Genomic DNA, 26,184 nt, shown 5'->3' on the forward strand with positions numbered 1-26,184 from the left:
CCGGACCATAAGCCGCCGGCCTCAATTGTGCCGGCCTCTCTACCCGCAACCGTGCGCTGCGCCGGGCGGGTGGAATCGATCGAGACGGGCGAGGGCTTCATCGTCGTCACCGGATGGGCGACCGATGCCGCGGGGCAGCCGGTCGATACCGGCCTGACGATCGAGATCGATGCCGAACGTCACCCTATCGCGGGCCTGTTCCCGCGCAGCGACCTGAAAGCCGAAGGCGTGTCGGCCGAGGCCTGTGCATTCTGTGTCGATGTCGCGCATGTTGGCACGCTGCCACGCGTGCGGTTGCTGGCGGGCGAACAGGAATTATGGTCGAGCACCCGCCATGCCGTCGGCATCCACACCTTCCGCCCGGTGGCATCGTTCGATCAGGTCAGCCGTGAAGTGGTTTCGGGCTGGGTATATGATCCGGCGCTGTGGCATGGCAGCCGCGCCGCACAGACGCTGAAGCTGCGCGTCGGCGATCGGCTGTTGCCGGTCACCGTCGACGGGTGCCGTACCGACCTGCCCTTCTCCGCCGCGCGCGAGGGCAGCTTCCTTGGCTTTCGCGTGCCACTGCATGCCGCAGCGACGGCCGATTACCGCACCGGCAGCGACGTACTGGTAACCCTGATCGCACAGGGCCATGACCTTGTCGAGGCGATGCTGCAGGTGACTGCGCCGCCCGCCCCGCCGGCCCCGGCAAGGCCCGTCGGCGTGCCGGACGGCTATATCGACTTTCATGGCTGGTCCGCCGGATTGAACGGTTGGCTGTTCGGTGGCTGGATTCGCAACGATGCGTCGGGGGGCACGTCGCTGACGCGGGCGCAACTCGACCGTGACGGTGCTGCGGACGACGCGGTGCTGCTACTTACTTATCCGCGGGCCGACGTGGCGGCAATCGGTCAGGGCATCCTCGCCTTCGTGCCCGGCGGCGCAGGGGAAGCCAGCGACATCGTCCATTTGCGGAGCGACGACGGACAGCGACTGGCGCTCAAGGTATCCGACACCGCGCAACGACTAAACGACCTCGAAGCGGTACGCACGGTGCGTGCGATCGTGCGCGACCTGCCGCACGCCGCCGACAGCGCGTTGGTCGAGGCAGTATCGCGCCCGGTGTACGAGGGCGTCGACACGCTGGCCCCGTTGAACCGCCCGATCTTTCTCGAAGTCGACGAGATCGTCCGTGGTGGTACCGACGGGGTGGTGCTGATCGGTTGGCGAGTCGACCCGACGCAATCGATCGCGACGATCCGCGTCCGTTCGGGCGTGCTTGCTTCCCAGCCCCTTGGCGAGCGCTGGCTGACGGTCGATCGTCCCGACATTCGCGACACGCTGGGCCGCCGGTTCGACCTCGACCATGCCGGTTTCGGTTTCCAGGCCTATGCGGCGATCCCCGGATACGATCCGGCGCAACTCTATCTCGAAATTACGCTGAGCGATGGTGCGGTGGCGTTCAAGCCGCTGCCGGTCGCGGCGCAGGCCGGTCGCGGCGGCATCGTCCGGCTGCTGTCGGGCATGACGGTGACCGCCGACAATGTCCGCCATATTTGCGGCAAGGTCCTTGGCCCGCCCGTCGTCGGCATGAACCGCGAGCGCATCGCCGCCAGCGGTACGCCTGTGGTGATGGCGCTCGGCACCCTGTCGCCACGGCCACGCTGCTCGGTGGTCGTGCCGCTCTATGGCCGGCTCGATTTCATGATGTACCAGATGGCGTTGCTGTCGGAGGCCGGACTGACGGAGGACGAGCTGGTCTATGTCCTCGACCAGCCCGAGCGGAAGACCGAGTTCCTGAACCTCGCCCGCTCCTGCCACCGCCGCTTCGCCATGCCCGCGCGCGTGGTACTGCCGCCCGAAAATCTGGGGTTCGCAGGTGCCAGCAATGCCGGCATGACCGCCGGCGTCGGCGACTATGTCTGCTTCCTCAATTCGGACGTGGTGCCGATCACCGGCGACTGGCTCGACCGGTTGGTGGCGGCGATGGAGGCCGATCCGGGCATCGGCATCCTCGGCGCGCAATTGCTGTTCGAGGACGGCACGCTGCAACATGGCGGCATGGCGGTGCAGCGACTGGCGAACTTCGGCAACATGCCCTTCCCCTGTCATCCCGGCAAGGGACGGCTGCCGGCCACCGGCGACACCGTGCGCGACGTGCCACTGGTGACCGGCGCGCTGATGCTGATGCGGCGGACGCTGGTCGAGGAACTGGGTGGGTTCGACACCGACTATGTGGTCGGCGATTTCGAGGATGCCGATCTGTGCATGAAGGTGCGCGCGCGCGGCCTGCGCTGCGCGGTGCATGACGGGGTCCGTCTCTATCACCTCGAACGGCAGAGCCAAGGCAGCGCCGCGCAGGCATGGCGGCAGAATCTGACGCTGGTCAACGCCTGCACCTTCGCCGAACGCTGGGATGGCGCGCTGGCCGATATTCCGGTCGAAGACGAATTGATGGTGCTGGCATGAGTCGTTCCGCAAGAGCCGCCATGGCGGTCGCAACCCCGCCGGCCGTAGCCGCGTCGGACACGCGCGTGCTGGTGATGTCGCACATGGACCCGCGCGTGTCGAAGGGCGGAGCGGAGATCGCCGCGTTCCAGCTGCACGAGGAACTGTGCCGCCGTCCGGGCTATCGATCCTTCTTCGTGTCGTGCGCGCCGGGCAAGATCGAGCGGCGCGACGGCGTGGTGTTCGGCCAGCCCTTTGGCGCCGACAATTTCGTCTATACGATGCGCGAGTTCGACCATTTCCTCCATTCGAACCCGGATGGCGAGACGGTGACCGAGCTGACCGCGCTGCTGCACGAAATCCGGCCCGACGTGGTGCATATGCACCATTACACCAATTTCGGGCTGGAGATGCTGCTGACCGTCCGCCGGGCGCTGCCCAAGGCGCGGATCGTCGTGACGCTCCACGAATATCTCGCGATCTGCAACCATTTCGGCCAGATGGTGAAACGTGGCAGCTTCGCGCTGTGCCAGAAATCCGGTCCGCGCGAATGCCATGGCTGTTTCCCGGAGATCAGCCCGCAGGACTTTTTTCTACGTGAGCTGTTCATCAAACGCTTCTTCCGCCTGGTCGACCGGTTCGTCGCGCCCAGCGCCTTTCTGGCTGAGCGCTACATCGCATGGGGCATTCCGCGCGAGCGGATCAGCGTCGTCGAAAACGGCATTCCCGACCCCGAGCGGCGCGGGCAACTTCCATACCCGACACTCGATCGCGGCATCACCTTCGGTTTCTTCGGGCAGATTTCGCGGCTGAAGGGGTTCAACGTCCTGCTCGACGCCGCCGCCCAACTCGACGGCGACGACGATATCCGGATTGAGGTGCATGGCGATTATTCGTCGCAGCCCGAGGATTTCCAGCGCGAGGTGCGCGAACGCCTGCTCACCGCGCCGCGTAACCTGCGCTATATGGGGCCGTACGACAATGGCCGCGTCGACACGCTGATGCAGTCGGTCCATGCGGTGGTGGTGCCGTCGATCTGGTGGGAAAATTCCCCGCTGGTGATCCAGGAAGCGCTCGCCAATCGCCGTCCGGTCCTGTGTTCCGACATCGGCGGCATGGCCGAAAAGGTCCGCGACGGCGTGGACGGTTTTCACTTCCAGAGCGGCAGCGGTGCCAGCCTTGCCGCGCTGCTACGCCGGTTGGCGGCGGACCGGGGGTTGCTGGCGGAGATACAAGGAACGATGGCTATACCACCGACAGTATGCGAAACTGCGGATCGGATGATTGACATTTATTCCGGGTAACGGTCGACAAGCATACGATCAGCTCAGGTGCAGATTATACATTATTACAATTACGCAATAAAAATAAATACTTATGATCGATCTCATATAGCTGCGCAGATGCTACAACTGATTGGACATGAGGTGATATGCAACTCGACACGAATGCACTGAAATTGGTCGGTATCGATCTGGCCTTTCCCCGGTCGTTCGATATCTGGGGAGATGCCGCAATTGAATCTCCGGTATTTTGCGCCTCGAACCTGCGGTTCGACACGTTCCTGCGGATCGGCGCCTTCAGCAACCTGAACGCTTCCACCGAGATCGGCCACACCTCGATCGGCCGTTACACAAGCATCGCACAGAATTGCTTCATCGGTGCGGATCGGCATCCCACCGACTGGATATCGACATCGCGTGTTTTCTATGTCCCCGATTTTCGCGGCTTTTCCACCTTCGTCGGCGGCCGTGATCCCAGCACGCCGTTTTCGGCGACGGGAACGCCGACCAGGATCGGCAACGACGTGCTGATCGCCAACAGCTGCATCATCAATCGCGGCATCACGATCGGCGACGGTGCGATCGTCGCACCGGGCAGCGTCGTGACCAAGGACGTCCCCGCCTATGCCATTGCCGGCGGCAATCCGGCACGGGTGTTGCGATACCGGTTCCCGGATGCGATCATCGCAAAACTGCTCAACCTGCAATGGTGGAACTACTCGATCTTCCACCTCGAAAGCATCGATTACACGGACATCGGGAAGATGATCGATCGCTTCGAGGAAGTTCGGGATGAATTGACCGTGTTCGAACCCGGCTTTCACCTGACCCGGGAAAATTATTCCGGCTTCCTGCAATAGCGGCGCTCGCCGCCGCCACGCGCGGCGACGTTCGTTCGATCAGATTGCGTGCCTCTTCACCCGGTCGATATAGGCCTCAACCTTCTGCTGGAAGAAAACGTCGCCTAGTGCGACGAACTTTTCGTAATCCGATCGCCAGTGGCTGCCCATGCCTTCCATTCCGGTTGCAGCTTTGAGCGCGTTGTAACCGTTGACCGTCTTGCGTTTTGCCTGTTCGACGCTGCGGACGGCATAATGGATCATGGCGAAACCATGTTCGGCGGCGATGACCATATCCGCTTCCCGGTCGGCACAATCGCGGATGAAATGGGCACCCATTTCGACCATCGCGACGCCGTCGATGCGAAATGCACATTTGCGGACCAGTCCCGGCCCGAAACGGCTTCGGCATGGAAAACTGCGATGCAAATCCTGTTCGGGTTCGAACCGCTGCAGGGCAGTCACGGAGGCGGCATGGCTCCACGCGAACACGATCATCTTCGCATCCTGGCGGTCGGCATGATTGACGATCTGTCGCAGCGAGGCTTCGCTGTCGAACGCCTGCAATTCCTCGTCGGCATCTATTGGAAACGCCCAGCGGATCGGACTCCCGATCCCCGCGAATACCCGAGCAGCATAATCCACCAGCGCCATCGTCTTCACGTCCTGATAATAGCCGACGACCGGATCGCTGACGATGAAGGTGATCGCCGATGGATGATCGGCAGCGAAGCGGCGTATCTCGTCGGCCGTATTGTCCGTGCTGCCATTGTCGGCGATCATGAACTTTCGGAAGCCCTGCCGGTACGATGCCGCCAGACAGGCGTAAATCACGTCGCCTTCGTCCTTGGCCATCGTCACGTGCACGCATCCGGGCAATTCCGGAGCCTCCGCTGCCGGCGGTGCGAGCCGGATCTCGTAACCGGACAGACGCTGAACCGCCAGCAAGGTGCGGGCGGACGCGAGTTCCTTCAATATCGTCTGATATTCAGCGGCCAGCACCCGCCCATGACAATGCCGTTCGCCCCGCCGCAGGATGTCCACTTCCGCAGCAAAATCACCATGTCGGCGATGGATTTGGGCAATGTGATAGTAAGACCACATATTCGCTGGCGCGACGGCAGCGGCGCGTTCGAACCAGCCAAGTGCCGATGCCTTATCATGAAGGCGCAGATACATCTTGCCGAGTTCCAATGGCGCTCGAACATCGGACGGCGATCTGGCCTGCGTTTCATGCAGCAAGGAAAGCGCGGCTTCTGTATCCCCTTGCGCAAACAGCGTTTCGGCATGGAGATTGCGCGCGACAATATTCCCATCTAAATCAGTTGCATGGCTTTCGTACAGACGATGGGCAGTGTCATAGTCCGCTTTGGCAACCGCTGCCTGCAGTGCTGGAACCACATCGCTCATATTCGAAACTTGCCCTAAGAAAGTTGAAAATCCGATACGCCCAATCGAAACTTGCATGCTAGCCAAATAAAGTTCGTGAGCGGGCATCGCTTACCCGGCCGTCAAATCCCGCCGCCGCCCGTTCGGCATACAGCGCGCGGTCCTCCGGCGACACGGCAGCGGCTTCCTTGTCCCAGTCGACCTCGACCAGCATTGCCTGCGGGTCTTGGCGCAGCGCACCGGCTGCCATCGCCAGCACGGTCAGTTCGGTATCGGCATAATGGCTGCGATAGCCGGGGTGGAACAGGTCGCCGGCATAGTTGCCGTGTGCCCAGTCGGCGCGGACCATGCCGAACGCCGCCAGCGCGCCTGCCCATTTGCCGTCATGAAACGCCAGCAGCCCGCCCTGTCCAGCGTCCAGCGCACGCACCCCATGCACCAGCCATCCACGCCCGGCGAACGCATCCTGCGCGACATAGGCGACGTACGGCGCATCCGTGCGGCGAAAGGCCGCGTTGGCGACGGCGATGAAGCCGCGCCGCCGATCGTCGGCGATACACGCCACGCTGACCGGCGTACCGGCGCGGCGGGCCAGCTGCACCGCCGACCGCTTCGCCGCTGCCGCGTCGATATACGGCATCACCACCAGCGGCCGGTCGTCTCGACCGATCCGTGCCGGCAACGCCTCGGCACTGGCGAACACGACCTCGGCCGCAGGAACGGGCATGTTAGGCAAAACGGATCTCGCCCGGCGTCACCTGCCGCAGATAGCGTTGTGCCCATTGCCGGCCGTGCTGCTGCTGGAGATAGAGGCTGCGATAATTGACCCAGCATGCCGCCAGCCAGGACGACCGGTCGCGACAGGCATGGTCCTTCATCTCGCGCAGCAGCTTCTGGTGCACGTTCATCTCGTCCTCGGGGATCGGCAGCGGTAGCTTGAACCCCAACAGATGCGCGCCGGCGGTGCGCAGAAACAGCGGGAACAGCCGTTCGACGATGAACGGCATATAGGTGCAGCCCTTGTGCACCATGCGGTCGTCGGCGGCGGTGCTGTGCAGTGCGGCCTTGTCCGCGGCCGACAGATTGGCATCGGCGCGCCGGATCGCGCCGCGCACGAACGGCAGATAGGCCGACCAGAAGGCCGGCGTGCCCACGAAATAATTGGCGGTGGAATACTGGCTGGACGGGTCGATCGTGTCGACCGCCTCCCCCGGCAGCCCGGCCGCGACCAGAAACGCCCGCGACAGCTCGACGAACCGGGGATGCGCGGTTTCGCCCTGCACCCACAGATTGTGGTAGATACCCTCATGCTGCGGATGCGGGTTGCAGAAATAGACGTCGTGACCCGGATGGGCGGCGATCAGGTCGAACAACTCCGCCCCGTCCAGACCGGTCTTTTCGGTAAAGCGCCACGACAGGGCACCCCATAAGGCCGCCCCCTGGACATGCGGCGAGATCGACAGCCGTTCGAACAGGTCGAATTCGAGATATTCGGTCGCCGGCCCGCGATTGTCGAGCGGGATGAAGCGCGGGTCGCACACGCTGCGATGCCAATCCTCGTAATGGATCTGAAAGATGCGTGGCGGCTCTCCCTGCATCCCCTGATCGCGAACATCCGGCATCGTTAACCACCTCGTGACCTCCGGGCGGTAGGGTGCGGCGACATGCAGACCACCTGCCCGGTCGAGGGACGTTAACCATGGAACTGATTGACAAACCGTCACCATCGCCGACGATCGGCTATCTGGGCGCGGTCGACGACGACCGGCAGGGACGGCTGAGCGGTTGGGCGATCACGCGGCAGGGCGATCCGTGCGAAGTGACTGCCACCGTCAACAGTCGCAGCTTTGCCACCGCATCCGACCTGCCGCGCCCCGATCTGGCCGCCAAGGGCCAGTCGCGCGGTGCTGGCGGATGGCGGATCGAACTGGTCGACGCACTGGAGCCGGGGGAGAACCGTATCGATATCACCCTGCCCGACGGCACGCCCCTGTCGGGCAGCCCGCGCATGGTGACATGGACGCCGGCCCCCACGGCTGCGCCGGCACCACGCCATCTGGGCGCGATCGACAGCGCCAATGCCCGGCTGCTGTCGGGCTGGGCACTGACCGCCACCGGCGACCCGTGCGAGGTGACGATCACGGTCGGCGACGGCGATCCGGTGACCATGTTGTCGGAAGGAACGCGCGCCGACTTGGCGGCCAAGGGGATGTCGCGCGGTGCCGGGGGCTGGCACCTGTTCCTAGAAGGCCGTCTGATGCCGGGTGCGAACCGGGTGACGATCGCGCTGCCCGACGGTTCGGCCATGCCCGGCAGCCCGCTGACCATCGAGGGGCAGACCGTCCCCCCGGTGGAGGTCAGGCCGGCCCCCGTCCCGGCAATGGCACCGGTGACCGCCCCGCCGCCGCCCTCAGCGAGCGCGGTCGTGACCGAATTGCCACCGCGTCAGCGTCCGGCGATGCCGTCGCTGGTCGAACTCGACGAATTGTCGCTCGACGATCTCGCGCTGGCGGTCGCCAGCGGGCGGATCCGGGTCGACACGCCACCCCCGCCCGAACCCGTCGCACCGCCGGTCCTGTCGGAAGCGGCGGCTGACCCCACCCCGCCGCCCCGGCGCAGTGGCTGGGTAGCACGGTTGCTGGGGCGATAGCGGAACGGGCTGCGCCGCCCGCCTATTCCATAATCGACGCCATATAGGCCGCCCGTTCCGCCGCCCGGTCGGGATCGGGGTCGAGCGCATGGATGCGGGCGATCTCCATCTGGTGACGTCCGGCATCGCTGCGTTCGGCGAAGGACGCGGTGTGCTGGCGGTGGCGGCACAGCGGTTCGGGCACGAACACCGCACCATATCCCGCCGCCGCCGCGCGCAGATACAGCAGCCAGTCGAACGCGAAGTCCAGCGTCGCCAGTGCCGCGCGCTCGCGCTCCAGCAGTTCGGCCAGGACCGCGCGCCGCCAGACCACCGAACTGACCGACAGCACCGGATTGCGTATCCGCATTCCCGACGCCCGCAGCACTGCCGCATTGATCGCGCCGTCCTGAACGGCCGTACCGATCACCGATGCCGGATAGCCCGAATGATCGGCGATCACCTGATCGTCGCCATCGGTCCATTCGACTGCGGTAAAGGCATAGGCGGCGTCGGGCGCATCCTGCAACGCGGCGACGCAGCGGTCGAGCATGTCGGGCGCGATCCAGTCGTCCCCTTCGGCCAGATGGAGGAATTCGGCATCGCTGCCGGCGACGATCTGCCGCCAACTGGTCGGCAGATGGCCGCCATTGGCCGGATCGGCACGAAAGCCGAAGCCGAGCCGCGCGGCTTCGTGGCGCGCGGCGGCGGCGCTGCCGTCGGTCGAGGCGATGTCATGATAGGTGACACGCACGGGCGGCAGCGTCTGCCGTGCGATGCTGGCGCAGCGCGATGCGACGAAGCGGCCGTGATTGTGGCCGATGATTGCGACCTCGACCGCTGGGGGGGCAAGCACCAGCCCGAGCAGCGCACGGACATAGCCCGGCCAGTCGAACCGTTCCGCCGCCCACGCCGCACGTGCCTCCGACCGGCTGAGCGCCAGCCCGGCCTGCACCGCCGCTGCCAGCGATGCGACGTCCTCGCCCTTGGCCAGCACGCCCAGATCACTATCCCCGGCGATCAGGTCGCTTATCCCGCCGGCATCGGCCAGCGCCACCACCGGCAGGCCGCACGACCACGCCTCGATCGCGGCGGAGGGCAGCGGGTCCTCGCGCGACGACAGCAGGAACAGGTCGGCCGCCGCCATCAGCGTCTCGATCTCCGGGCTGTCGGGCAGGTGCAGCAGCCATCCCGCCGTGACCAGCGGCTCGACCCGGTCGGCCAGTGCCTGCGCGGTGGCGGGGTCCCAGTCGCCTTGCCACACGAACAGCATCGCGTCGTCCGCGGCGCAGGCGGCTTCGGCGGCCGCGACGAACAGGTCGACCCCCTTGCGCCGGTCGCCATAGCCCAGCGCGACGACGACCGCACGGTCGTCGTCCGGCCCCAGCAGCGCGCGGCGTGCGGCATCGCGACCAACGCGCGCGACCCGGCGATACTGGCCCTGCGGCAACAGGGTGATCGCATCGGCGGGCACGCCCGCATCCTCAATCACCTGCGCGACCGACCGGGTGGAGGCGACGAAGCCGCGTACCGCCCCCGCCGCCGCGCGCAGATCGGGCGCGAAGCCCAGCGTGTCGGCCATGGCGGGCAGCTCGTGGATCAGCGACAGGACCTTGAGCCCCGCATCGGCCAGCAGCACGAGGGCCGGAGCCGACGCACCGCTATTGACGATCGCCGCGCCGAACCCGTCGCGCACCAGGTCGGCCGCGACGCGGTCGACCGGGCGGTGCGTGTTGCACACGATGGTCGGCGCGACCGCCTGATAGTCGGGCAGCAGCCCGTCATAGCCGGCATCGCCGCGCAGCAGGACGAAGCGGACGCTCGCTCCCAGATCGGCGGTCAGCGTGCGACCGAGATGCAGCAGCAGCCGCTGCGCCCCGGCCGGAAAGGCATCATGCCCGACCAGCACGATCTTCAGCCCGCCGGCGTCCTCCTGCGGGTGCATCACCGCCTGTACGGTGTTGAGATAGGCATAGCCGAAATGGCGATCGGGTTCGAGATAGGCACCCTCGCCCCATTCGTTCCATGCATTGATGCAGACGATCGGATCGTCGCTGTCCGCCTCCGCCGCCGCGACCAGCGGTTCGAGCCACTGGCGGAACAGCGCGGGCGTCGATCCGTGGATGACCGAGGACGCCCCCTGTCGGCGGCTGTCATTGTCCCATGACGGAAAACAGGCACGCACCAGCGGATAGGGGGTCGGTTCGGCCAGATCGGCCAGCGCCGCCGCGACGAAGCGGTCGTAATCCCACACCTTGAGCGCCGGATTGCTGCCGAACGGGCGCTGCGGCATCGCCAGCGGCAGTTCGCGGCTATGCTTGTGCGGCGGAAACTCCATCGCCCCGTCGAGGTCGTAGACGCGCGGGTCGAGATCCTCGAAAGTCTGCGCCATCCAGATCACCGGATCTTCGCCGAGCGCGCGGCAAGCCTCGCGGAACCGCGCGATCCAGCCCGTCGGATCGGGCAGATGCCCGACGCGATAGATCACGAACAGCGGCCGCTCCCCGATCCGGCGATAGCGCGGATCGGCGGCATAGCGCACCAGATCGGCGGCGACCTCACCTGGCAGCGTGTCGGGATAGCGCTGTTCGAGCAGGATCTCCGCCTCGGACCCGTCCCAGCGGCGCGACCAGGTCTCGTTCGCCCAGATCAGGAAGAAACCGGCATCGAGCGACGGATCGGCAACGAAGCGGTCGAGCGGCCGCTCGAGCAGCCGCTGGTCGCCGAAATGATAGTAATAGAAGGCGAACCCGGCGAGGCCCGCCTGCCGCGCCAGCGCCACCTGCCGCGGCATGATGCGCGGGTCCTCAAGGTCGTAGAACCCCAGCGCCGAGGGGACACGCGGCTGATAATGGCCCGAAAAGCGCGGCGTGCCGCGCACGACATTGTGCCATTCGGTGAACCCCTCCCCCCACCACGCATCGTTTTCGGCGACGCGGTGATACTGGGTCAGGTAGAAGGCATAGACGTCGCACGCCCGCCGCGTGTCCGCAACCGGGGGCGCGGCGTGATGTTCGTACAGCGGCGAGGGCCGGTGATTGGCGCGCACCTCCTCCTGCATCCGCTCGGCCGCCGAGGTGCGGTCGGTGCCGCTATCGTCGTCGCCGTCGCCCAGCAGCCGCCAGCGCGCCATCAGCGCGCGAAACGCCTCCGTATTGCTGCCCGACAGATGATAGCGTTCGCGGAGCGCAAACCAGTTGAAATCGTGCGAGGGCAGCCGCCCTTCATCGGCACCGACATGGACCCAGTGCCAATAGGGATCGACCCCGGCCGCGACCACATCCGGATTCTGTTCGCCATACCATGCCGCCGCGAAAAAACGGTTGGGATCGACCGGACGCCCGGCCTCGACCGCGCGCACATAGCCGACGAGCGCGGGTTCGTCGCGGCGACCGGCCCGCGTCCGGACGAAGGCGGGGTCGAGGCCGATCATCGGCTGATAGCCGTCGCCGTCGCCGACCGTCAGATAATGCGCCAGCAGGCAATGCCCCTCGGGCACGCGACGCAGCTGTCCGCGATACCAGAGAGGATCGAACCAAGGCGACGGCGCGCGGTTCTCCGCCTCGCCCCGCACGATGTACTGCGCCAGCAGATCCTCTTCGCCAGCCAGATCGGGATTGTTCCGGGCGTAGAAGGCGGCGTCGAACGTGCGCGTGGCGCGGATCAGGCGGTGGAACTTGCGTTGAAGCGGGGTCATCCGGATGCCGAGCGAGAGGGACGGGGTCAGGCGGGTTGCGCGATCAGCGCCGCGATCTGACGCGCGAGCGTCGGATTGCGGCCCCGGGTGCGCGCATGGGACAGCACATGGCGCTGCGCGAACAACGGCCCGCCCGATGGCGGCCCGATCACGCGCACGCCCAGATGATAGGCCTCCACGGCGGTCAGTCCGGCGGCATAGGGGGCGGTGTTGACGATCGCCCGGTGCCGCGCGACCGCCGCCAGATAGGCGTCATGGCCATCGGGCGTGACGACCGCCGCGATCGATACCCCGATCGGCTCCAGAACGCGGCGCACCCGCTCCAGCGTGGCAGCATAAGCATAGCGGCGATCGATCAGCGTCACCTCCCGCACGTCTTCGGGCCAGAGCGGGCGCAGCGCGTCGGTCACCTTCACCGGATTGCCGACCAGCGCGACGCCCTGTTTGGGCAGGTCGCGCAAGGCGGCGATGGCGGCGGGCGGGGTATAGTCGCAATAGCCGCGATCGATCTCGACCAGCGGTTCGGCATAGAGCGCGCGCGACGTCGCGGGCGATTGCCATTTGTCGCCGATCCACCCGTCGAACGCATCCAGCCCGGTGGTGGCCGACTGGCCGCCGATCCAAGTGAAGGCCCGCGCCGCCGGCCGCGCCGACAGGGCCGACAGCGCGCCGACGTCGCTCCACCCGCTCAAGTCGAACACCACGTCCAGCTCGGCGGCGACCAGACGGTCGGTCAGCGCCTCGGGCGGCAGATGGGCGACGTCGTGCCATTCGCCGGCAAGGGCACGGAATTGCGCGGTCGCGGCATCGTCGCGCGTCCCCCGCTGAAAGATCACCAGATCATGCGTCGCCGCCAGCGCGGCCCAGGTCGAGAAGGTCAGGAAATAGACCGGTGAGGCGGACAGCAACGGCGAGATCAGCCCGACCCGCCGCCGCCCACTGCGCAACACCCGGACGGGAGCCGCCGGGCGTTGCAGATGGGTGCGCGCGAAGGTCCGCAGCCCTTCGCTCAACGCCGCCGGGGCAAGGGCACCGGTATAGAGCGCCGCCATCAGCCGCGTCAGTTCGGCGTCGCTCGCCCAGTCGGGGTCCTGCGCGACCCGACCGGCCAGCGCCGCCGCCTGCGCGGCATCACCGAAGACGTTGAGGTGCAGGTCGGCCAGCCCCATCAGCGCCGGGGCGCTGGCCGGATCGTGCGCCAGCACCGCCTGCCACTGCCGTCCGGCCTCGACCGGCTGTCCGCCGTCGCGCGCGACGCGGGCGAGCAGGGCCCGCGCCTGCCACAAGGCGGGCCGGATCGCGACCGCGCGCGCGGCGGCCTCGGTTGCCCCGCGTCGTTCGCCGGCGGCATAGCGTGCCAGCGCAAGGTTCTGCCAGATCGCGGCGTCGGCCGGGCGCGCCTCGGCGGCGCGTGCGAACAGCGCCGCCGCCGCCGGCCAGTCGCCCGCATCGCGGCGCGCCTGCGCATCAGTCAGCAACGTGTCGATCGGGTCCATCGCCCCCGTCCTGCCCGCGTATGCGACCGCCGGCAATGATCAGTTCCCCAGCAGAAAGGCTTGGGTCGCCGCCATCGCATCCTCGGGTGCCGCCCCGGCCAGCAGCTGGAGGTTCAGATAGTTGATCGAGAGCGTCGTCGCCGCCTGAACATAGGCGTTCTTCACCTCGAACACCGTCTGGATCGCGTTGACGACATCGACATTGGTGCGCACGCCGCCTTCATAGCTGCGGCTGTTCGCTTCGACCGACAGTTCGGCGGCCTGGATCGCCTTGGCATTGATCGCCAGCGCCTGCCGCCCGCCATCGACCAGCGCGTGGAGCCGTTCGAGTTCGGTGCGGGCGCGTTCCTCGACCTGCCGCCGTTCCTCGTACGAGCGACGGACCGTCGCATTGGCCGCCCCCACCTGAAAGATCGATGCGGCGTTGAGCGGTGCCGACAGCGACAGGCCGACATAGCTGTCGGCCAGTCCGTTGCGCCGGGTATAGGTCGCGCTGGCGCCCAGCACCGGAAAGATCGATCCACGCACCCGTCGCGCTTCGAGCTGGTTGATCCGTTCGGTCTGGCGCGCCGCCTCGATCTGCGGATTGGCGGTTTCCTGCGTGCCGAGATAGGCATCGACCGGGTCGAGCACGACCGGACCGAAGCGTTCGGGCAGGCGGAACGCATCGACCGGCACCGGCTGCCCGGTGATCGAACGCAACCGCGTCGACGCCGCGATCAGATCGCTTTTCAACAGGATGCGGTTGGCCAGCGCCTGTTCGTAGCGCACCTCGATGTCGCGGGCGTCGGTGACGGTGCCTTGCCCTGCCTTGTACAGCCGGCTCGCGCGCTGCGACTGGCTGCTGAAGGCGTCGATGCGCGCATCGTTGAGCGCGATCGCCTCGGTCGCCTTGATGATGTCGGCGACGGCGGTCATCGTGCGCGTCGCCAGATCCTGTGCGCGCACCTCCAGCGTGGCGTCGGCATAGGCACGGCGCGGGCGACGCTGCTTCAGCGTGGCGAGGCCCGACATGCTGACGATCGGCTGTGTCACCGTCGCGACGTGCCGCGCGCCGCCTTCGGTCGGGATGTTGTTATAGGTGTAGCTGGCCTGCGGGAGATAGGCGGTGATGGTCTGGCCCGCCGTTTCGCGGTTCACGTCGCGCTCGGCGAGCGCCGCCTGAAAGGTCGGATCGTTCTCGCGGCCGAGCATGTAGGCGGAGACGAGGTCGATCTCGCCGGGCGCGCGCACCCGCCGTTCGCCGGGTGCCGGCGGCCCCTGCACCTGCGGATCGACCGGTCCGACCGCCTCGGGCGTGTTGCCGAGCGGTGCCTGCGGCCCGGAAACCGGCCGCTGCGGCACCGGCGGCACGTCGGGCGAAAACGACGTGGCAGGGGGCAGCGGAAAGCTGGTGACGCGTCCGCCCAGTGCCGGTTGCGGCAGCGCCGGGCTGGAAGGGACCCGATCGATCGTCACCGGTGGCGGCGCGGTGCCGCCCGACGGCGCGGTGCTGCCCTGTCCGGCGGCGCTGCTCATCGGCACCGGCGGCACGCTGACCCCGCCGGTCTGGGCGCGGGGGGCGGCTCCGGCGGGATTCATGGTTAATGCGATGGCCGCTGCGAGGGCGGTCGCCGGCAGGCGATGCGATGACATGGAAATCAGTCCTTGAAAGCGCGCGCGAACTTGTCGGCCAACGGCTTGAGCAGCCACGACATGAAGGTGCGCTCGCCGCGCTTGGCGATCACGTCGGCGGGCATGCCGGGGCGTAGCTGGTTGTCGCCCAGCTCCTTCAGCGCGTCCGGCCCGATCTCGACCTGCGCGAGATAATAATCCTCGTTCTCGCGCACTTCCTCGCCGGGCTTGGCCTTCAGCTTGTCGATGCCGACCGACTTCACCGTGCCATGGACGACGGGGGTGATGGCGGCGTTGAACGAGGTGAAGCGGACATCGGCGGGCATGCCGACATGGACCTTGTCGATTGAGGCGGGTGGCACCTTGGTCTCGACGATCAGCGCGCCGTCCAACGGCACGACTTCCATCAGCACCTCGCCGCCGTTGATGACGCCGCCTTCGGTAAAGACCTTCAGGTTGACGATCGTGCCCGCGACGGGCGCCCGGATCTCGCTCAGCGACTGGTTGAAGCGCGCCGCCGACAGCTTGGTGGCCAGTGCCTCGCGGTTCTTCTGGAACTCGGTCAGCTCCTTGGCGACCTCGCTCTGGAACTGAGACTGGGTCTCGGCCATCTGCGCGCGGATCTTGCCGACATCGGCCTGCGCGGTCTGCAGCGCCGCTTCCTGATCGACCTTGTTGCGCAGGGTGGTGTTATACTGCGCCTTGGGCACGAACCCGTCCTTGGCCAGCGTCTCGACGCTGTGCAGCTCTTCCGACAGCGTGCCCAGCTGCACCCGGTGCGATGCGACCGCACCCGACAGGCCGGCGATCTGCGCGCTCAGGCCGCGTGCCTGTTCGGCATATTGCTGGCGGCGGGTGGTGAAGAAGCGCTGTTGCAGCATCTTGGCCTCGGCGACCTCGTTCGGGCTCTCGCGTTCCAGCGCGGCCAGTTCGGGGTCCCAGACGATGCCACGGCCGAGCAGTTCGGCCTTGGCGCGGCTGACGCTGACCAGCGTGTTGATATATTCCTGGCGCAGGTTGGTAAGCGTCGCCTCGGTTTCCAGCGGGTTGATGCGCAGCAGCACCTGTCCCTGGCGCACCTGTTCGCCTTCGCTGACCAGCACCTTCTGCACGACGCCGCCGGTCGGATGCTGCACCGCCTTGCGATAGCCCGCGACCGTCACCGTCCCGACCATGTTCGACCCGGCATCGATCGGCGCGGTGATCGACCAGATGAAGAACGCGCCGACCGCCGTCACGATCAGCCATGTTCCCCGGCGGCGGACGGTCGATTCCTCGACCGCGACCGGCTCCAGCCCGCGCTCGGCGAGCCGGGCGGGGTCATAGGGGTTCCAGCTGCGCTTCAACCGGGCGGCCCAGCCCCCTGCATCGGTTACCGTTGCCATGTCGTCCGTTTCCTTCAGGCGGCCTGCGGCGTGATCGGGGCGACCACGACGGGCTTGGGGGCGGGCTTCGGGTCTTCCGCGCCGGTGCGCACGGTGCGCACCGCCGCGATCATCTCGGCCGCCGGGCCGAAGCCGACCTGCCGGCCCTGACGCAGCACCAGCAGGTTATCGACCACGCTCATCAGGCGCGGGCGGTGGGTGGTGATCGCAAAGCTGGTGCCGCGCGCCTTCATGGCGGTGATCGCCTTGAGCAGCGCGGTCTCGCCCACTTCGTCGAGGTTCGCGTTCGGTTCGTCCATCACGACGTACGCCGGATCGCCATAAAAGGCGCGGGCGATGGCGAGGCGCTGGCGCTGCCCGCCCGACAGCTGGAACCCGGTCTTGCCCAGAAACGTGTCATAGCCGTCGGGAAAGGCGAGGATGGTGTCGTGCATGTCGACCAGGCGCGCGGCGGCGATGACCTTTTCGCTGTCGACCTCGCCCAGACGCGCGATATTCTCGGCGACGGTGCCTTCGGGAAACCGGATTTCCTGCGGCACGAAGCCGATATGCGGCCCCACCTCGTCATGGTTCCATTCGTTCAGCTCGACGCCGTCGAGCCGGACCGATCCGGCGGCAGGCTTCCACACGCCGACCAGCAGCCGGGTGAGCGAGGTCTTGCCCGATCCCGACGGACCGATGATCGCCACCGCCTCGCCTGGGCGGATCGTGAAGCTGACGTCGGTGACGACCGGGCGGGTCGCACCCGGCGGGGCGGCGGCGGCGCCGATCACGTCGAGCCGGCCGGTGGGCGCGGGCAGCGCCATGCGCCCCGCGCTCCGGGCTTCCTCGGTCAGCAGGATGTTCAGCCGGTCATAGGCGGCACGCGCCTGCACGATCTGCGGCCAGTTGCCCATCAGCCGCTGAAGCGGTGAGACCGCGCGCGAGATCAGCATCGACGCGGCAATCACCATGCCCCCGGTGATCTCGCCATTGATCGCCAGCCATGCGCCCAGCGCGATCTGAAGCGAGGGCAGCGCCTTGTTCAGGAATTTCGACAGGCCGCCGGCGATGCCGCTGGCCTCCGATGCGTTGACGGACATCTGCAAGAACTGCCGATGCTTGTCATGCCACCGCCGACGCACCGCCGGCAGCATGCCGAGCGCCAGCGTCGCATCGGCCTGCGCTAGGCCATCGGCGGCGACCGCCTGCGATTCCGTATTCTCGTCGTTGGCGGCCTTCAGGATCGGTGAGGAAATCTTCTGGGTGAACCATGCCGATACCAGCATCAGCACCACCGCGACCGCGATGAACGCCGCCAGCCATGGGTGGAACAGCGCACCGACGATGATGAACACGATCGCGAACGGCGCGCTCATCAACGCGAGAATCGGTTCGCCGGTCATGAACTGGCGGAACGACACGACGTCGCCCATCAGCTGCTGGACATTCACGTTCCGCCGCCCGACCGAGCGACGGAACGAGGCGTCGAACACGTCCGCCGCCAGATCCCAGTCGGTCCGCAGCGAGATGCGGATGAGCAGCCGGGTGCGCATCCATTCGAGCGCCGACCAGAACAGATAGACGCCGACGATCAGCAGCGTCAGCGAGACGAGCGTGACGCCGCTGCGCGTGCTGATGACGCGGTCATAGGCGCTCATCATGTACAGCATCGGCGCGACCGCGAGGCATTCGGTGATCGCGGTAAAGAAGAAGACGAGGTAGAAGGAGTGGCGGCATGCCTTGAGCAGCCGTGCCACCGGCTTGTCCGCCGCGCGAAGCGGTCCGCTGCTGCCCTGTCCGTCCGTGGCCATTCACCTGCGCCTTGCCGTTGTTCGGATCGGCTATGCGGCGGAAATGGTTAAGATGGGGTTAGACGATCGTTGCGCGAACGGTCCGATCCCCAGGAGGACCGGACCGAAATCGGCGCGAACCGATTGATTTGCAGGCAATGACCGTCCCGGCCAATGGCCGCCCCCTCCCGACCGGGAAGGGGCGGAGTATCGGCCGGTCTTACCGGTCGTGATGCAGCTGGCGGTACAGTTCGTCGTCCTGCCCGATCAGCTTCACCTCGATCCCGACATCGCCGAACGCCGGCGGGGTCATGTCGTCGGCATCGGTCAGCACGTCGATTTCGGTGATGCCGATTGCCTTGAGCTGCTCCACGCCGCCTTCGACCTGCGCCAGCGCATGGGCCGCGTCGGCGTCCATCACCAGCGCGACCTTGTCGCTGCCCTGGAAGATCGGATCGGGTCCGTTCTGCCCATCGCCCAGCGAGCGGAGTAGGGCGCGGATCTCGGCCATGCCGCTATCCCCGTCCAGCCCGTCGAGGCCGAGGTCGACATAGACCGGCCCATTCTGACCATCGTCGAGGCGGACCTCGTCGACGCCCATGTCGCCGATGTCCTTCAGCGTCGCGAGCAGCTTGTCCGACGAACCGGTGCCGTCGATGACCAGCGTATCGGCGGTATAGGCGCGCAGCAGGCCCGATTCCGCCAGCGCATGATGCGCGCCGTCGGTGATGCGGTACACCCCGCCGGTGCCGTCGTCGTCGGCCCCTTCGAAGCCGCTGCGCATCTCCTGGATCAGTTCGGCCTCGACGCGAGCCTCTTCGGGATCGAGGAAGCGCTGTGCCACCGGATCGAAGGGTTCGTAGGTGAAGTCGATGCCGAACAGGTCGGTGATCTGGTCCAGCACCGCCAGCTGATCGGGATCGAGCAGGGCGATATCCTGATTGGTGACGATATGGTCGATCCCGGCATCGGCCAGTCCTTGTGCCAGTTCAACGATCGCACTCAGCTGGCTCGCATCGACCCGCAGCGTGACGTCGAGAAGGTCGTCCGACTGTGCCACGTCGAACTGCGGCAGGTCGTCGGCGCTGATCCCGGTCAGGTCGCCGGCATCGATCACCAGCTTTCCGCCGATGGTCCCCGCCACCACATCGACCTTCAGGTCGTGCAGCCCGCGCAGCGTGGTGGACATCTGCGTACCCTCCGCCGCGACGGTGATGTCGTCGCCGTCCGCGAAGTGCAGGCCCGCCGCGACCAGATTGGCCGCCTGATCGTCGGAAATGACTGCCTGATCCTCGATCACGTCGAGCGTGTCGACATTGATCTGGCCAAGCAGCGCCGCCTCGCCAGGGGCGGTGACCGCCGCCAGTTCGGTCGCGCCCAGATGCACCACCACGTCGGCGGCAGGGGTGAAGTCCATGCCGTTGACCGACACGCCCCAGGCCTGCTGGAGCGACAGCCCCAGCGTGCCCGACCCGGCGACGCCGATATGGTCGATACCCGCATCGGCCAGCGCCGGTGCCAGCGCGAACATGTCGAAGTCGCGACCCAGCATCCCGGCATCGACGGTCAGCGTCACGTCGAGCGCGGCGTCGCTCTGGTCGATGACGAACGATGGCAGATCGCCGGTCGTGATGCCATCGAGTGCGCCGCCCGCCTCCAGCGACAGGACGGTGACGCCCGCGCCTACCGCAACCGCATCGACATGCAGCCCCTGAAGCCCCTTCAGCGTGGTCGACATGTGCGTACCCTCGACCGCCAGCGTCACATCGTCGCCCTCGACGAAGTCGACGCCCGCGCCGATCAGCCCGGCGGCCTGCGCCTCGGTGATGGTGGCGGCACCGGCGACGTCGAGGTGATCGACATGGAGCTGCGCCAGCAGCGCCGGATCGCTGGCGATCCCCGCGAGCTGTCCCGCATCCACGTCGAGCGTGATGTCGGCGGTGGTCGCGAAGTCGAGCCCTGCGCCTGCCAACGCCTGCGCCTGACCCAGATCGAGTGCCAGCGCGCCGTTGCCGGCCACGCCCAGATGGTCGATGCCGCTGTCGCGCAGTCCGGCGGCCAGCTGGGTCAGGTCGACCCCGACACCCAGCGTGCCCGGATCGACGTTCAGCGTCACGTCGAGCGCGGCATCCGATTGCGCCACGTCGAACTGCGGCAGGCTGCCGACACTGAGCGAGTCTAGCGATCCGCCCGCCTCGAGCGACAGTGCGGTGACACCCGCACCGACCGCGATCGCATCGACATGCAGCGCCTGCAGCGACTTCAGCGTGGTGTTGAGGTGGGTCCCCTCGACCTGCAGCGTCACGTCGCCGGCTTCGGCGAAATCGATGCCGGCGGTGACCAGCGTGTTCGCCTGCGCATCGTCGATGGTCGCGGTGTCGACGACGATCGTCTCCACGCCCGCGGCGGCCAGATCGGCGGCGCGGGTGATCGCGAAGTCGAGCTGTTCGGCCGATACCATGAGCAGCGGCACGTCGAGGCTGGCGGTGGCGGTGCCGATCGCAGTCGCGCCAGCGCTGTCCGCCACGGTGTAGCTGAAGCTCTGGCTACCGAAGAAATCGGTCGCCGGGGTGAAGGTCAGCGTGCCGTTTTCACCCAGCGTCACCGTGCCGTTCGTCACGTCGACCGACTGGCCGATCGCGATCGCGCGGCCTTCGACCGCGACGACGCTGAGCGGGCCGCCGTTCGGATCGGTGTCGTTGGCCAGCACGCCGATCTGTACCGACATGCCCAGACCGAATTTGGCGGCATCGGCCAGCGTCACCGGCGGCAGGTTGGCATCGGGCTGGTTGAGATCGCGGACGGTGTCGACCAGCGCGTCGGGCGAGGTCGCGCTCGCCACCGCCTGGTTGATCGCTGCCGCCCTTTGCGCCGTCGCTGCCGCCACGCCCGCATCGGTACCGGCCGCGACCAGCACGTTCGCCAACTGCCTCGGATTGCCGAGATCGACCGCGCCGGTCTTTGCCAGCTGCGCGATCTGTGCGCTGACCGCGGTCGCGCTGACGCCCGCCGCCTGCGCCTGGATCATCACCGTTGCGATCTGGGTCGCGACCTTCTGGATCGCGAAACCGATCGCCGGATCGGCGGTGGGCGCAAGGAAGTCGAAACTGCCGAGATCGACGCCTTCGGGCAGGCCGAACGCGCGGGCGATCTGCGCCTGCGCGGTCGCCACGTCGACGCCGGTCTGGGTCAGTTCGGCGACCAGCGTGGTCAGCGGCGTCACCGCCGTCGATCCCGCCGGGGCCTTCAGCGCAATGGTGTTGGGCAGCCCGGTGTCGGTGTTGACGCCGCCCAGTGCGATCATTGTGCCGACCGGTTCGCCGACCAGCGTGAAGCGGCCCTGTGCGTCGGTGACGGCGACCACTTCGCCTTCGTCATATGCGCCGTTGCCGTTCGCGTCGAAGAAAATGCGCGCACCGGCGACATAGCCGTCGATGACCACGCCCTGCGTGACCTGCGCCACGGTCAGGTTCAGCGTGTCGGTGTCGGTCGCCTGACCGTCGCTGGTGACCATGGTCAGAGTTTCCGCGCCGACATAGCCCGAAGCGCTGGTATAGCCGACCGTGGCAAGCGTCGCGTTGACCTGTGCCAGCGTGCCGGTCAGCACCAGTGCGCCGGTGCCGGCACCGCTGATCGTGGCGCCGCCGGCGACGGTGCCGGCGACCAGCACACCGTGCGCAACGCTCAGCGTGGTGGTGAAGCTGGTATTGCCGCCATCGACATCGGCGATCGACAGGCCGTTGATCGCGACGGCGCTACCCTGCGCCACCGGTGCGACGCTGGCGGGCAGCGCGTTGACCGGAGCGTCGTTCACGGGGGTGACGGTGCCGTTGACGGTTGCGGTGGCCGTGCCGCCCTTCCCGTCCGACACGGTATAGGTGAAGCTCGGGCTGCCGTTGAAATTGGCCGTCGGGGTGAAGAGCAGACCGCCGGCAGCATTCAGGCTGACGACGCCACCGGTGATCGTGACCGGGGCGGCCGCGGTGATGGCGGTGCCGTTGATCTGCGTGACCGTAAGCGTGTCGCCATCCACATCGCGGTCGTTGGCAAGCACCGTGATGGTGACGGCGGTGTCTTCGGCGGTGGTGAAGCTGTCGTTGGTCGCAACCGGTGCATCGTTCACGGCGGTGACGGTACCGGTGACGGTTGCGGTGGCCGTGCCGCCCTGCCCGTCCGATACGGTGTAGGTGAAGGTCGGGCTGCCGTTGAAATTGGCGGCGGGCGTGAAGGTCAGCCGGCCATCGCCATTCAGGCTGACGACGCCGCCGGTGATCGTGACCGGGGCGGTCGTGGTGATCGCGGTGCCGTTGATCTGCGTGACGCTCAGCGTGCCGCCATCGCGGTCGCTGTCGTTGGTCCGCACGTCGAAGGTGACGGCGGTGTCCTCGGCTGTGGTGAAGCTGTCTGCGCTCGCGCTCGGCACGACGTTGGGCGCGGGACCGTCCTTGTCGCCGCCGCCACTGCCGGCCAGCGCGACACCGCCGCCGACCACCGCCAGCCCGGCCAGCAGCCATAGCGGCGAAAAGCCGCCGTCGAGCGCCGAGTCATGATGCGTGTCAGCGCTGGCGCGCTCGGCATGGGCGACGTCGCCATGCGCGTCGCCGGCGGCGGCGATCTTCGCCTCGCCCTTGGCTGCGACCTTGATCTTTTCGCGGAACGCGGTTTCAAGGCGACGGATCGCCGCCGAGGCATCGACGTCCAGAAGCTGGATGAATTCGCTGTCGAGCCCAAGCGAGGCCAGTGCCTCGGCATCGAGCAGTTGCTTGAGTTCGTCGATCGACAGGGTGCGGATCGCTTCCGGATCGATCGCGGCGATCGCCTCGGGCAGCGCGTCGGTGGGCACGGGACCGGTATCGCCGGCACCGGTATCGGCCGGGAGCGTCTCGGCATGCGCTGACTGGGTTTCGATCATGACGGCAGCGAGCAGACCGACCGCCAGCTCGACCATGTTGCCCTTAAGCTTCAAAAATCGCCGACGCGGCAACCGGATAGCCGAAGACTTCACTTGATATTCCCCTTCTACGCCCGCTCCGGCCGGTCGCGGCGCATATAGGATCACCCCTGCAGGGGCGGCGCCGGCTCGACCGGATCGGCGCGCGTGCGACGATCGCGATACGAATGTCCGAAACTGGAACCACCGCTGCGACCGTGGCCGCCCCGATGCCTGCTCCGGACGGGGCCGTTTTCGCGGGGAAAGATTAAGGTCGGGTCAAAAATGCGGCGACGCTCAAACAAATTTTGCGTTGAGGTCTACTCAATGTGCATCAATGTCACTGGAAAATAGGTGTCTCGACCTGAACGATTTCAACCTTGGACAAAGCTCATCAGCACTTTAGGGGGGCGTTCGCAACGATAGTAACAGCAACGACAGCGGTCATGGCAGTTGCAAAATAGGCAAAATGTCAAACTAGCCTGTTCCAGTTGTAATGACAGTAAACCCCGGTGCGTAGTTACTGCCGGATACGGCAATGAATAATGATGTATATCTCACATACCTACCATAAGGAATGACAAGATCATATTTTGGCACGAAGCAGTCAGCTAGGTGTAGTGGAAAGCGATATGCTGATCGGTTTTAAGACGATAACGTGATTAGTTCTCCGCCTAGATGTTTAATCCTACTGTTTAATGATGCAATCCTTTTTTTGGAATGGAAGGAAGTCGTATGGGACAGGTACGTCACGGGAGCGCCACGACCACGCACGCCGTCCGAGCAACAATACAGCTTTGTCGTAAGCTTCGCTTGCGAGGCGGAGCCCTTGAACTGGGGATTAACCCGTAGACGGTGGCGAAATAGCGGAAGCGGGCAACAACCGAAGATTTGAAGACCGGGCCGAAGGCCTCTCATTCCACCATCCTAACCGAAGCCGAGGAGGCGATGATTGTGGCGTTCCGGCGGCAAACACTGCTGCCGCTCGACGACCGCCTTTACGCGTTGCAGCCATCGATACAACACCTCACACCGTCAGCGCTACACCGCTGCCTACAGCGGTACGGCATATCCTGTCTGCCGGACATCGAGGGCGACTGAAGTGCTCCCCGGAAATCATGCCATAGGTAAGTTAGCTCGTCATATGGAGACGAGCGATGCGGCGAGGCCGTTTTACCGAGGATCAGATCATAGGCGTGCTGCGTGAGCACGAGGCTGGCGTAAAGACCGCCGAGCTGTGCCGGAAGCACGGCATCAGCGATGCGACGTTCTACAACTGGAAGTCGAAATACGGCGGGATGACCGTGTCGGAAGCGGCACGGTTGCGGACGCTGGAGGACGAGAACCGGCGGCTGAAGAAGCTGCTGGCGGAGTCGATGCTGGACGTGTCGGCGCTGAAGGATCTGCTGGGAAAAAACTGACCCGGCCTGCGGATCGCTACGCTGCGGTGGAGAAGCTGATGACCGACCACGGCTTCTCCGAGCGTCGCGCCTGCAGACTGATCGGGGTCAACCGGTCGGCATGGCAATATGAGCCGCTTCGCGGGAAGGACGATACTGTCCGCGAGCGGATGCGCGAGCTCGCCAACGAGCGTCGCCGGTTCGGCTATCGCCGGTTGGCAATCCTGCTCAGGCGTGAAGGCAAGGGCATGAACCTGAAGAAGGTGTACCGGCTGTATCGCGAAGAGCGGCTGACGGTGCGCAAGCGTGGCGGCCGGAAACGGGCGCTAGGCACGCGGGCGCCGATGGCGATCCCGCAGGAACCCAACCAGCGCTGGTCGCTAGACTTCGTGTCGGATGCATTGGCCTGCGGCCGGCGGTTCCACGTCCTCAACGTCATCGACGATTACAGCCGGGAGTGCCTGGCGTGCATCGTCGACACCTCATTATCAGGTCGGCGTGTCGTCCGCGAACTCGCCGCCATCGCCGAGCGTCGCGGGCTGCCGTGCATGGTGGTCAGCGACAATGGCACCGAGCTGACCAGTCATGCCGTGCTCGCCTGGTGCCAGGACACCGGCGTCGAGTGGCATTACATTGCGCCCGGCAAGCCGCAGCAGAACGGCTTCGTGGAATCGTTCAATGGTCGCTTGCGCGACGAGTGTCTGAACGAGCACCTGTTCCCCTCGCTGGCTGCGGCGAGACGGATCATTGAGGCATGGCGGACCGACTACAACACCGTGCGTCCGCACAGCAGCCTTGGCGGCATGGCACCCGCCGAGTTTACCAACCGCCCACGCCACGGGCATGAGGACACCAAAGCTAACTTATCAGCGGCCTGAAAATGGGGAGCACGTCAGCGGCACCGGCACTTCTCGAACGCGCCGGGCGCATGCGCTACCTGCTCGGCGACAAAGGCTACGATGCCGACAGGCTACGGCGCTCGCTGCGCGATGGAGGCGCTGTTCCGGTCATCCCGGGCCGACGCAACCGCAAGCGCGCCATCCGCTACGACAAGGACCGCTATCGCGGTCGCCACCTCATCGAAAACGCCTTCTGCCGTCTCAAGGACTTCCGCCGCGTCGCCACCCGCTACGACAAGCTGGCAGCCAACTTCCTCTCAGGCGTCGCGCTTGCAACCGCCATCGCGTTCTGGCTCAGAATGAGGCTGAACCCTAGTATAGATCGATACCGTTGATGATGGCACCGCTCATCAGGTTATAATGTTCCTGGCTCAGGCTGACCTCGGTGACGAATGCCGCCGGGGCAAAGCCCTTGTTCAGC

Annotated in this window: 14 protein-coding genes and 2 pseudogenes; 7 read left to right on the forward strand and 9 right to left on the reverse strand. The window is 66.4% G+C overall.

Features of this window, described 5'->3' with window-relative positions:
* Nucleotides 1–51: 51 nt before the first annotated feature.
* The 3 genes from ASE70_RS09945 to ASE70_RS20895 all read left to right on the forward strand — a co-directional run bounded on the left by ASE70_RS09945 (nucleotide 52) and on the right by ASE70_RS20895 (nucleotide 4,573).
* Nucleotides 52–2,451, forward strand: coding sequence for a glycosyltransferase family 2 protein (locus ASE70_RS09945; RefSeq protein ID WP_156356150.1), 2,400 nt, complete (start codon nucleotides 52–54; stop codon nucleotides 2,449–2,451).
* 20 nt (nucleotides 2,452–2,471) lie between these two features.
* Entirely contained in the window at nucleotides 2,472–3,734 is a 1,263-nt protein-coding gene (locus ASE70_RS09950; RefSeq protein ID WP_056504210.1) for a glycosyltransferase family 4 protein, read from the forward strand.
* Between the two features lie 128 nt (nucleotides 3,735–3,862).
* Complete coding sequence (locus ASE70_RS20895; protein ID WP_056504212.1) at nucleotides 3,863–4,573, forward strand: CatB-related O-acetyltransferase; 711 nt, start codon at nucleotides 3,863–3,865, stop codon at nucleotides 4,571–4,573.
* Nucleotides 4,574–4,612: 39 nt separating this feature from the next.
* Here the strand turns inward: ASE70_RS20895 and ASE70_RS09960 are convergent, their stop codons facing one another.
* From ASE70_RS09960 to ASE70_RS09970, 3 genes are read right to left on the reverse strand one after another with little or no spacing between them, the layout of a single operon-like run.
* On the reverse strand, nucleotides 4,613–6,019 hold the full coding sequence (locus tag ASE70_RS09960; protein ID WP_235519765.1) for a glycosyltransferase family 2 protein: 1,407 nt from the start codon (nucleotides 6,017–6,019) through the stop codon (nucleotides 4,613–4,615).
* 1 nt (nucleotide 6,020) lies between these two features.
* Nucleotides 6,021–6,668: a hypothetical protein gene (locus tag ASE70_RS09965; protein ID WP_056504219.1), complete on the reverse strand. Its 648-nt coding sequence runs from the start codon at nucleotides 6,666–6,668 to the stop codon at nucleotides 6,021–6,023.
* Nucleotide 6,669: 1 nt separating this feature from the next.
* Complete coding sequence (locus ASE70_RS09970) at nucleotides 6,670–7,563, reverse strand: hypothetical protein (RefSeq protein ID WP_156356152.1); 894 nt, start codon at nucleotides 7,561–7,563, stop codon at nucleotides 6,670–6,672.
* Between the two features lie 77 nt (nucleotides 7,564–7,640).
* Between ASE70_RS09970 and ASE70_RS09975 the strand changes: the two genes are divergently transcribed.
* Entirely contained in the window at nucleotides 7,641–8,591 is a 951-nt protein-coding gene (locus ASE70_RS09975; protein WP_056504224.1) for a hypothetical protein, read from the forward strand.
* Nucleotides 8,592–8,613: 22 nt separating this feature from the next.
* Here ASE70_RS09975 and ASE70_RS09980 read toward each other — a convergent pair whose 3' ends face one another.
* The 6 genes from ASE70_RS09980 to ASE70_RS10005 form a co-directional block, all read right to left on the reverse strand.
* Nucleotides 8,614–12,267 (reverse strand): glycoside hydrolase family 99-like domain-containing protein, encoded by a 3,654-nt coding sequence (locus ASE70_RS09980; protein ID WP_056504227.1) that lies wholly within the window; start codon nucleotides 12,265–12,267, stop codon nucleotides 8,614–8,616.
* 26 nt (nucleotides 12,268–12,293) lie between these two features.
* Nucleotides 12,294–13,763, reverse strand: coding sequence for a hypothetical protein (locus ASE70_RS09985; protein WP_056504229.1), 1,470 nt, complete (start codon nucleotides 13,761–13,763; stop codon nucleotides 12,294–12,296).
* Between the two features lie 39 nt (nucleotides 13,764–13,802).
* Entirely contained in the window at nucleotides 13,803–15,344 is a 1,542-nt protein-coding gene (locus tag ASE70_RS09990) for a TolC family protein (protein ID WP_056504232.1), read from the reverse strand.
* Nucleotides 15,345–15,403: 59 nt separating this feature from the next.
* Nucleotides 15,404–16,762 carry an HlyD family type I secretion periplasmic adaptor subunit gene (locus tag ASE70_RS09995; RefSeq protein WP_056504234.1) on the reverse strand — a complete coding sequence of 453 codons (1,359 nt, stop codon included), beginning with the start codon at nucleotides 16,760–16,762 and terminating at the stop codon, nucleotides 15,404–15,406.
* Between the two features lie 14 nt (nucleotides 16,763–16,776).
* Nucleotides 16,777–18,555 carry a type I secretion system permease/ATPase gene (locus ASE70_RS10000; protein WP_056504237.1) on the reverse strand — a complete coding sequence of 593 codons (1,779 nt, stop codon included), beginning with the start codon at nucleotides 18,553–18,555 and terminating at the stop codon, nucleotides 16,777–16,779.
* Nucleotides 18,556–18,754: 199 nt separating this feature from the next.
* Nucleotides 18,755–23,539 (reverse strand): Ig-like domain-containing protein, encoded by a 4,785-nt coding sequence (locus ASE70_RS10005; protein ID WP_156356153.1) that lies wholly within the window; start codon nucleotides 23,537–23,539, stop codon nucleotides 18,755–18,757.
* Between the two features lie 660 nt (nucleotides 23,540–24,199).
* On the opposite strand from ASE70_RS10005, the pseudogene ASE70_RS20660 reads away from it, so the two are divergent.
* The 3 genes and pseudogenes from ASE70_RS20660 to ASE70_RS10025 form a co-directional block, all read left to right on the forward strand.
* Nucleotides 24,200–24,562, forward strand: a pseudogene (locus tag ASE70_RS20660) (IS481 family transposase); the annotation flags it as partial.
* A 59-nt stretch (nucleotides 24,563–24,621) separates the two neighbouring features.
* A protein-coding gene (locus ASE70_RS10020; protein WP_156356155.1) for an IS3 family transposase occupies nucleotides 24,622–25,742 on the forward strand; the annotation gives its coding sequence in 2 pieces (ribosomal slippage) (nucleotides 24,622–24,871 and nucleotides 24,871–25,742; 1,122 coding nt in all).
* 11 nt (nucleotides 25,743–25,753) lie between these two features.
* A pseudogene (locus ASE70_RS10025) lies at nucleotides 25,754–26,098 on the forward strand (transposase); the annotation flags it as partial.
* Nucleotides 26,099–26,184: the final 86 nt, after the last annotated feature.

Origin of the sequence: Sphingomonas sp. Leaf22, from assembly GCF_001421715.1 — a bacterium.
Taxonomy (GTDB): Bacteria; Pseudomonadota; Alphaproteobacteria; order Sphingomonadales; family Sphingomonadaceae; genus Sphingomonas.

Bases quoted from the DNA above. Each gene is read 5' to 3' on its own strand.
- ASE70_RS20895 (WP_056504212.1), top strand. From the start codon at position 3,863: ATGCAACTCGACACGAATGCACTGAAATTGGTCGGTATCGATCTGGCC.
- ASE70_RS09995 (WP_056504234.1), bottom strand. From the start codon at position 16,762: ATGGCAACGGTAACCGATGCAGGGGGCTGGGCCGCCCGGTTGAAGCGC.
- ASE70_RS09990 (WP_056504232.1), bottom strand. From the start codon at position 15,344: ATGAATCCCGCCGGAGCCGCCCCCCGCGCCCAGACCGGCGGGGTCAGC.
- ASE70_RS09965 (WP_056504219.1), bottom strand. From the start codon at position 6,668: ATGCCCGTTCCTGCGGCCGAGGTCGTGTTCGCCAGTGCCGAGGCGTTG.
- ASE70_RS09980 (WP_056504227.1), bottom strand. From the start codon at position 12,267: ATGACCCCGCTTCAACGCAAGTTCCACCGCCTGATCCGCGCCACGCGC.
- ASE70_RS09970 (WP_156356152.1), bottom strand. From the start codon at position 7,563: ATGCCGGATGTTCGCGATCAGGGGATGCAGGGAGAGCCGCCACGCATC.
- ASE70_RS10000 (WP_056504237.1), bottom strand. From the start codon at position 18,555: ATGGCCACGGACGGACAGGGCAGCAGCGGACCGCTTCGCGCGGCGGAC.
- ASE70_RS09985 (WP_056504229.1), bottom strand. From the start codon at position 13,763: ATGGACCCGATCGACACGTTGCTGACTGATGCGCAGGCGCGCCGCGAT.
- ASE70_RS09950 (WP_056504210.1), top strand. From the start codon at position 2,472: ATGGCGGTCGCAACCCCGCCGGCCGTAGCCGCGTCGGACACGCGCGTG.
- ASE70_RS09975 (WP_056504224.1), top strand. From the start codon at position 7,641: ATGGAACTGATTGACAAACCGTCACCATCGCCGACGATCGGCTATCTG.
- ASE70_RS09960 (WP_235519765.1), bottom strand. From the start codon at position 6,019: ATGCAAGTTTCGATTGGGCGTATCGGATTTTCAACTTTCTTAGGGCAA.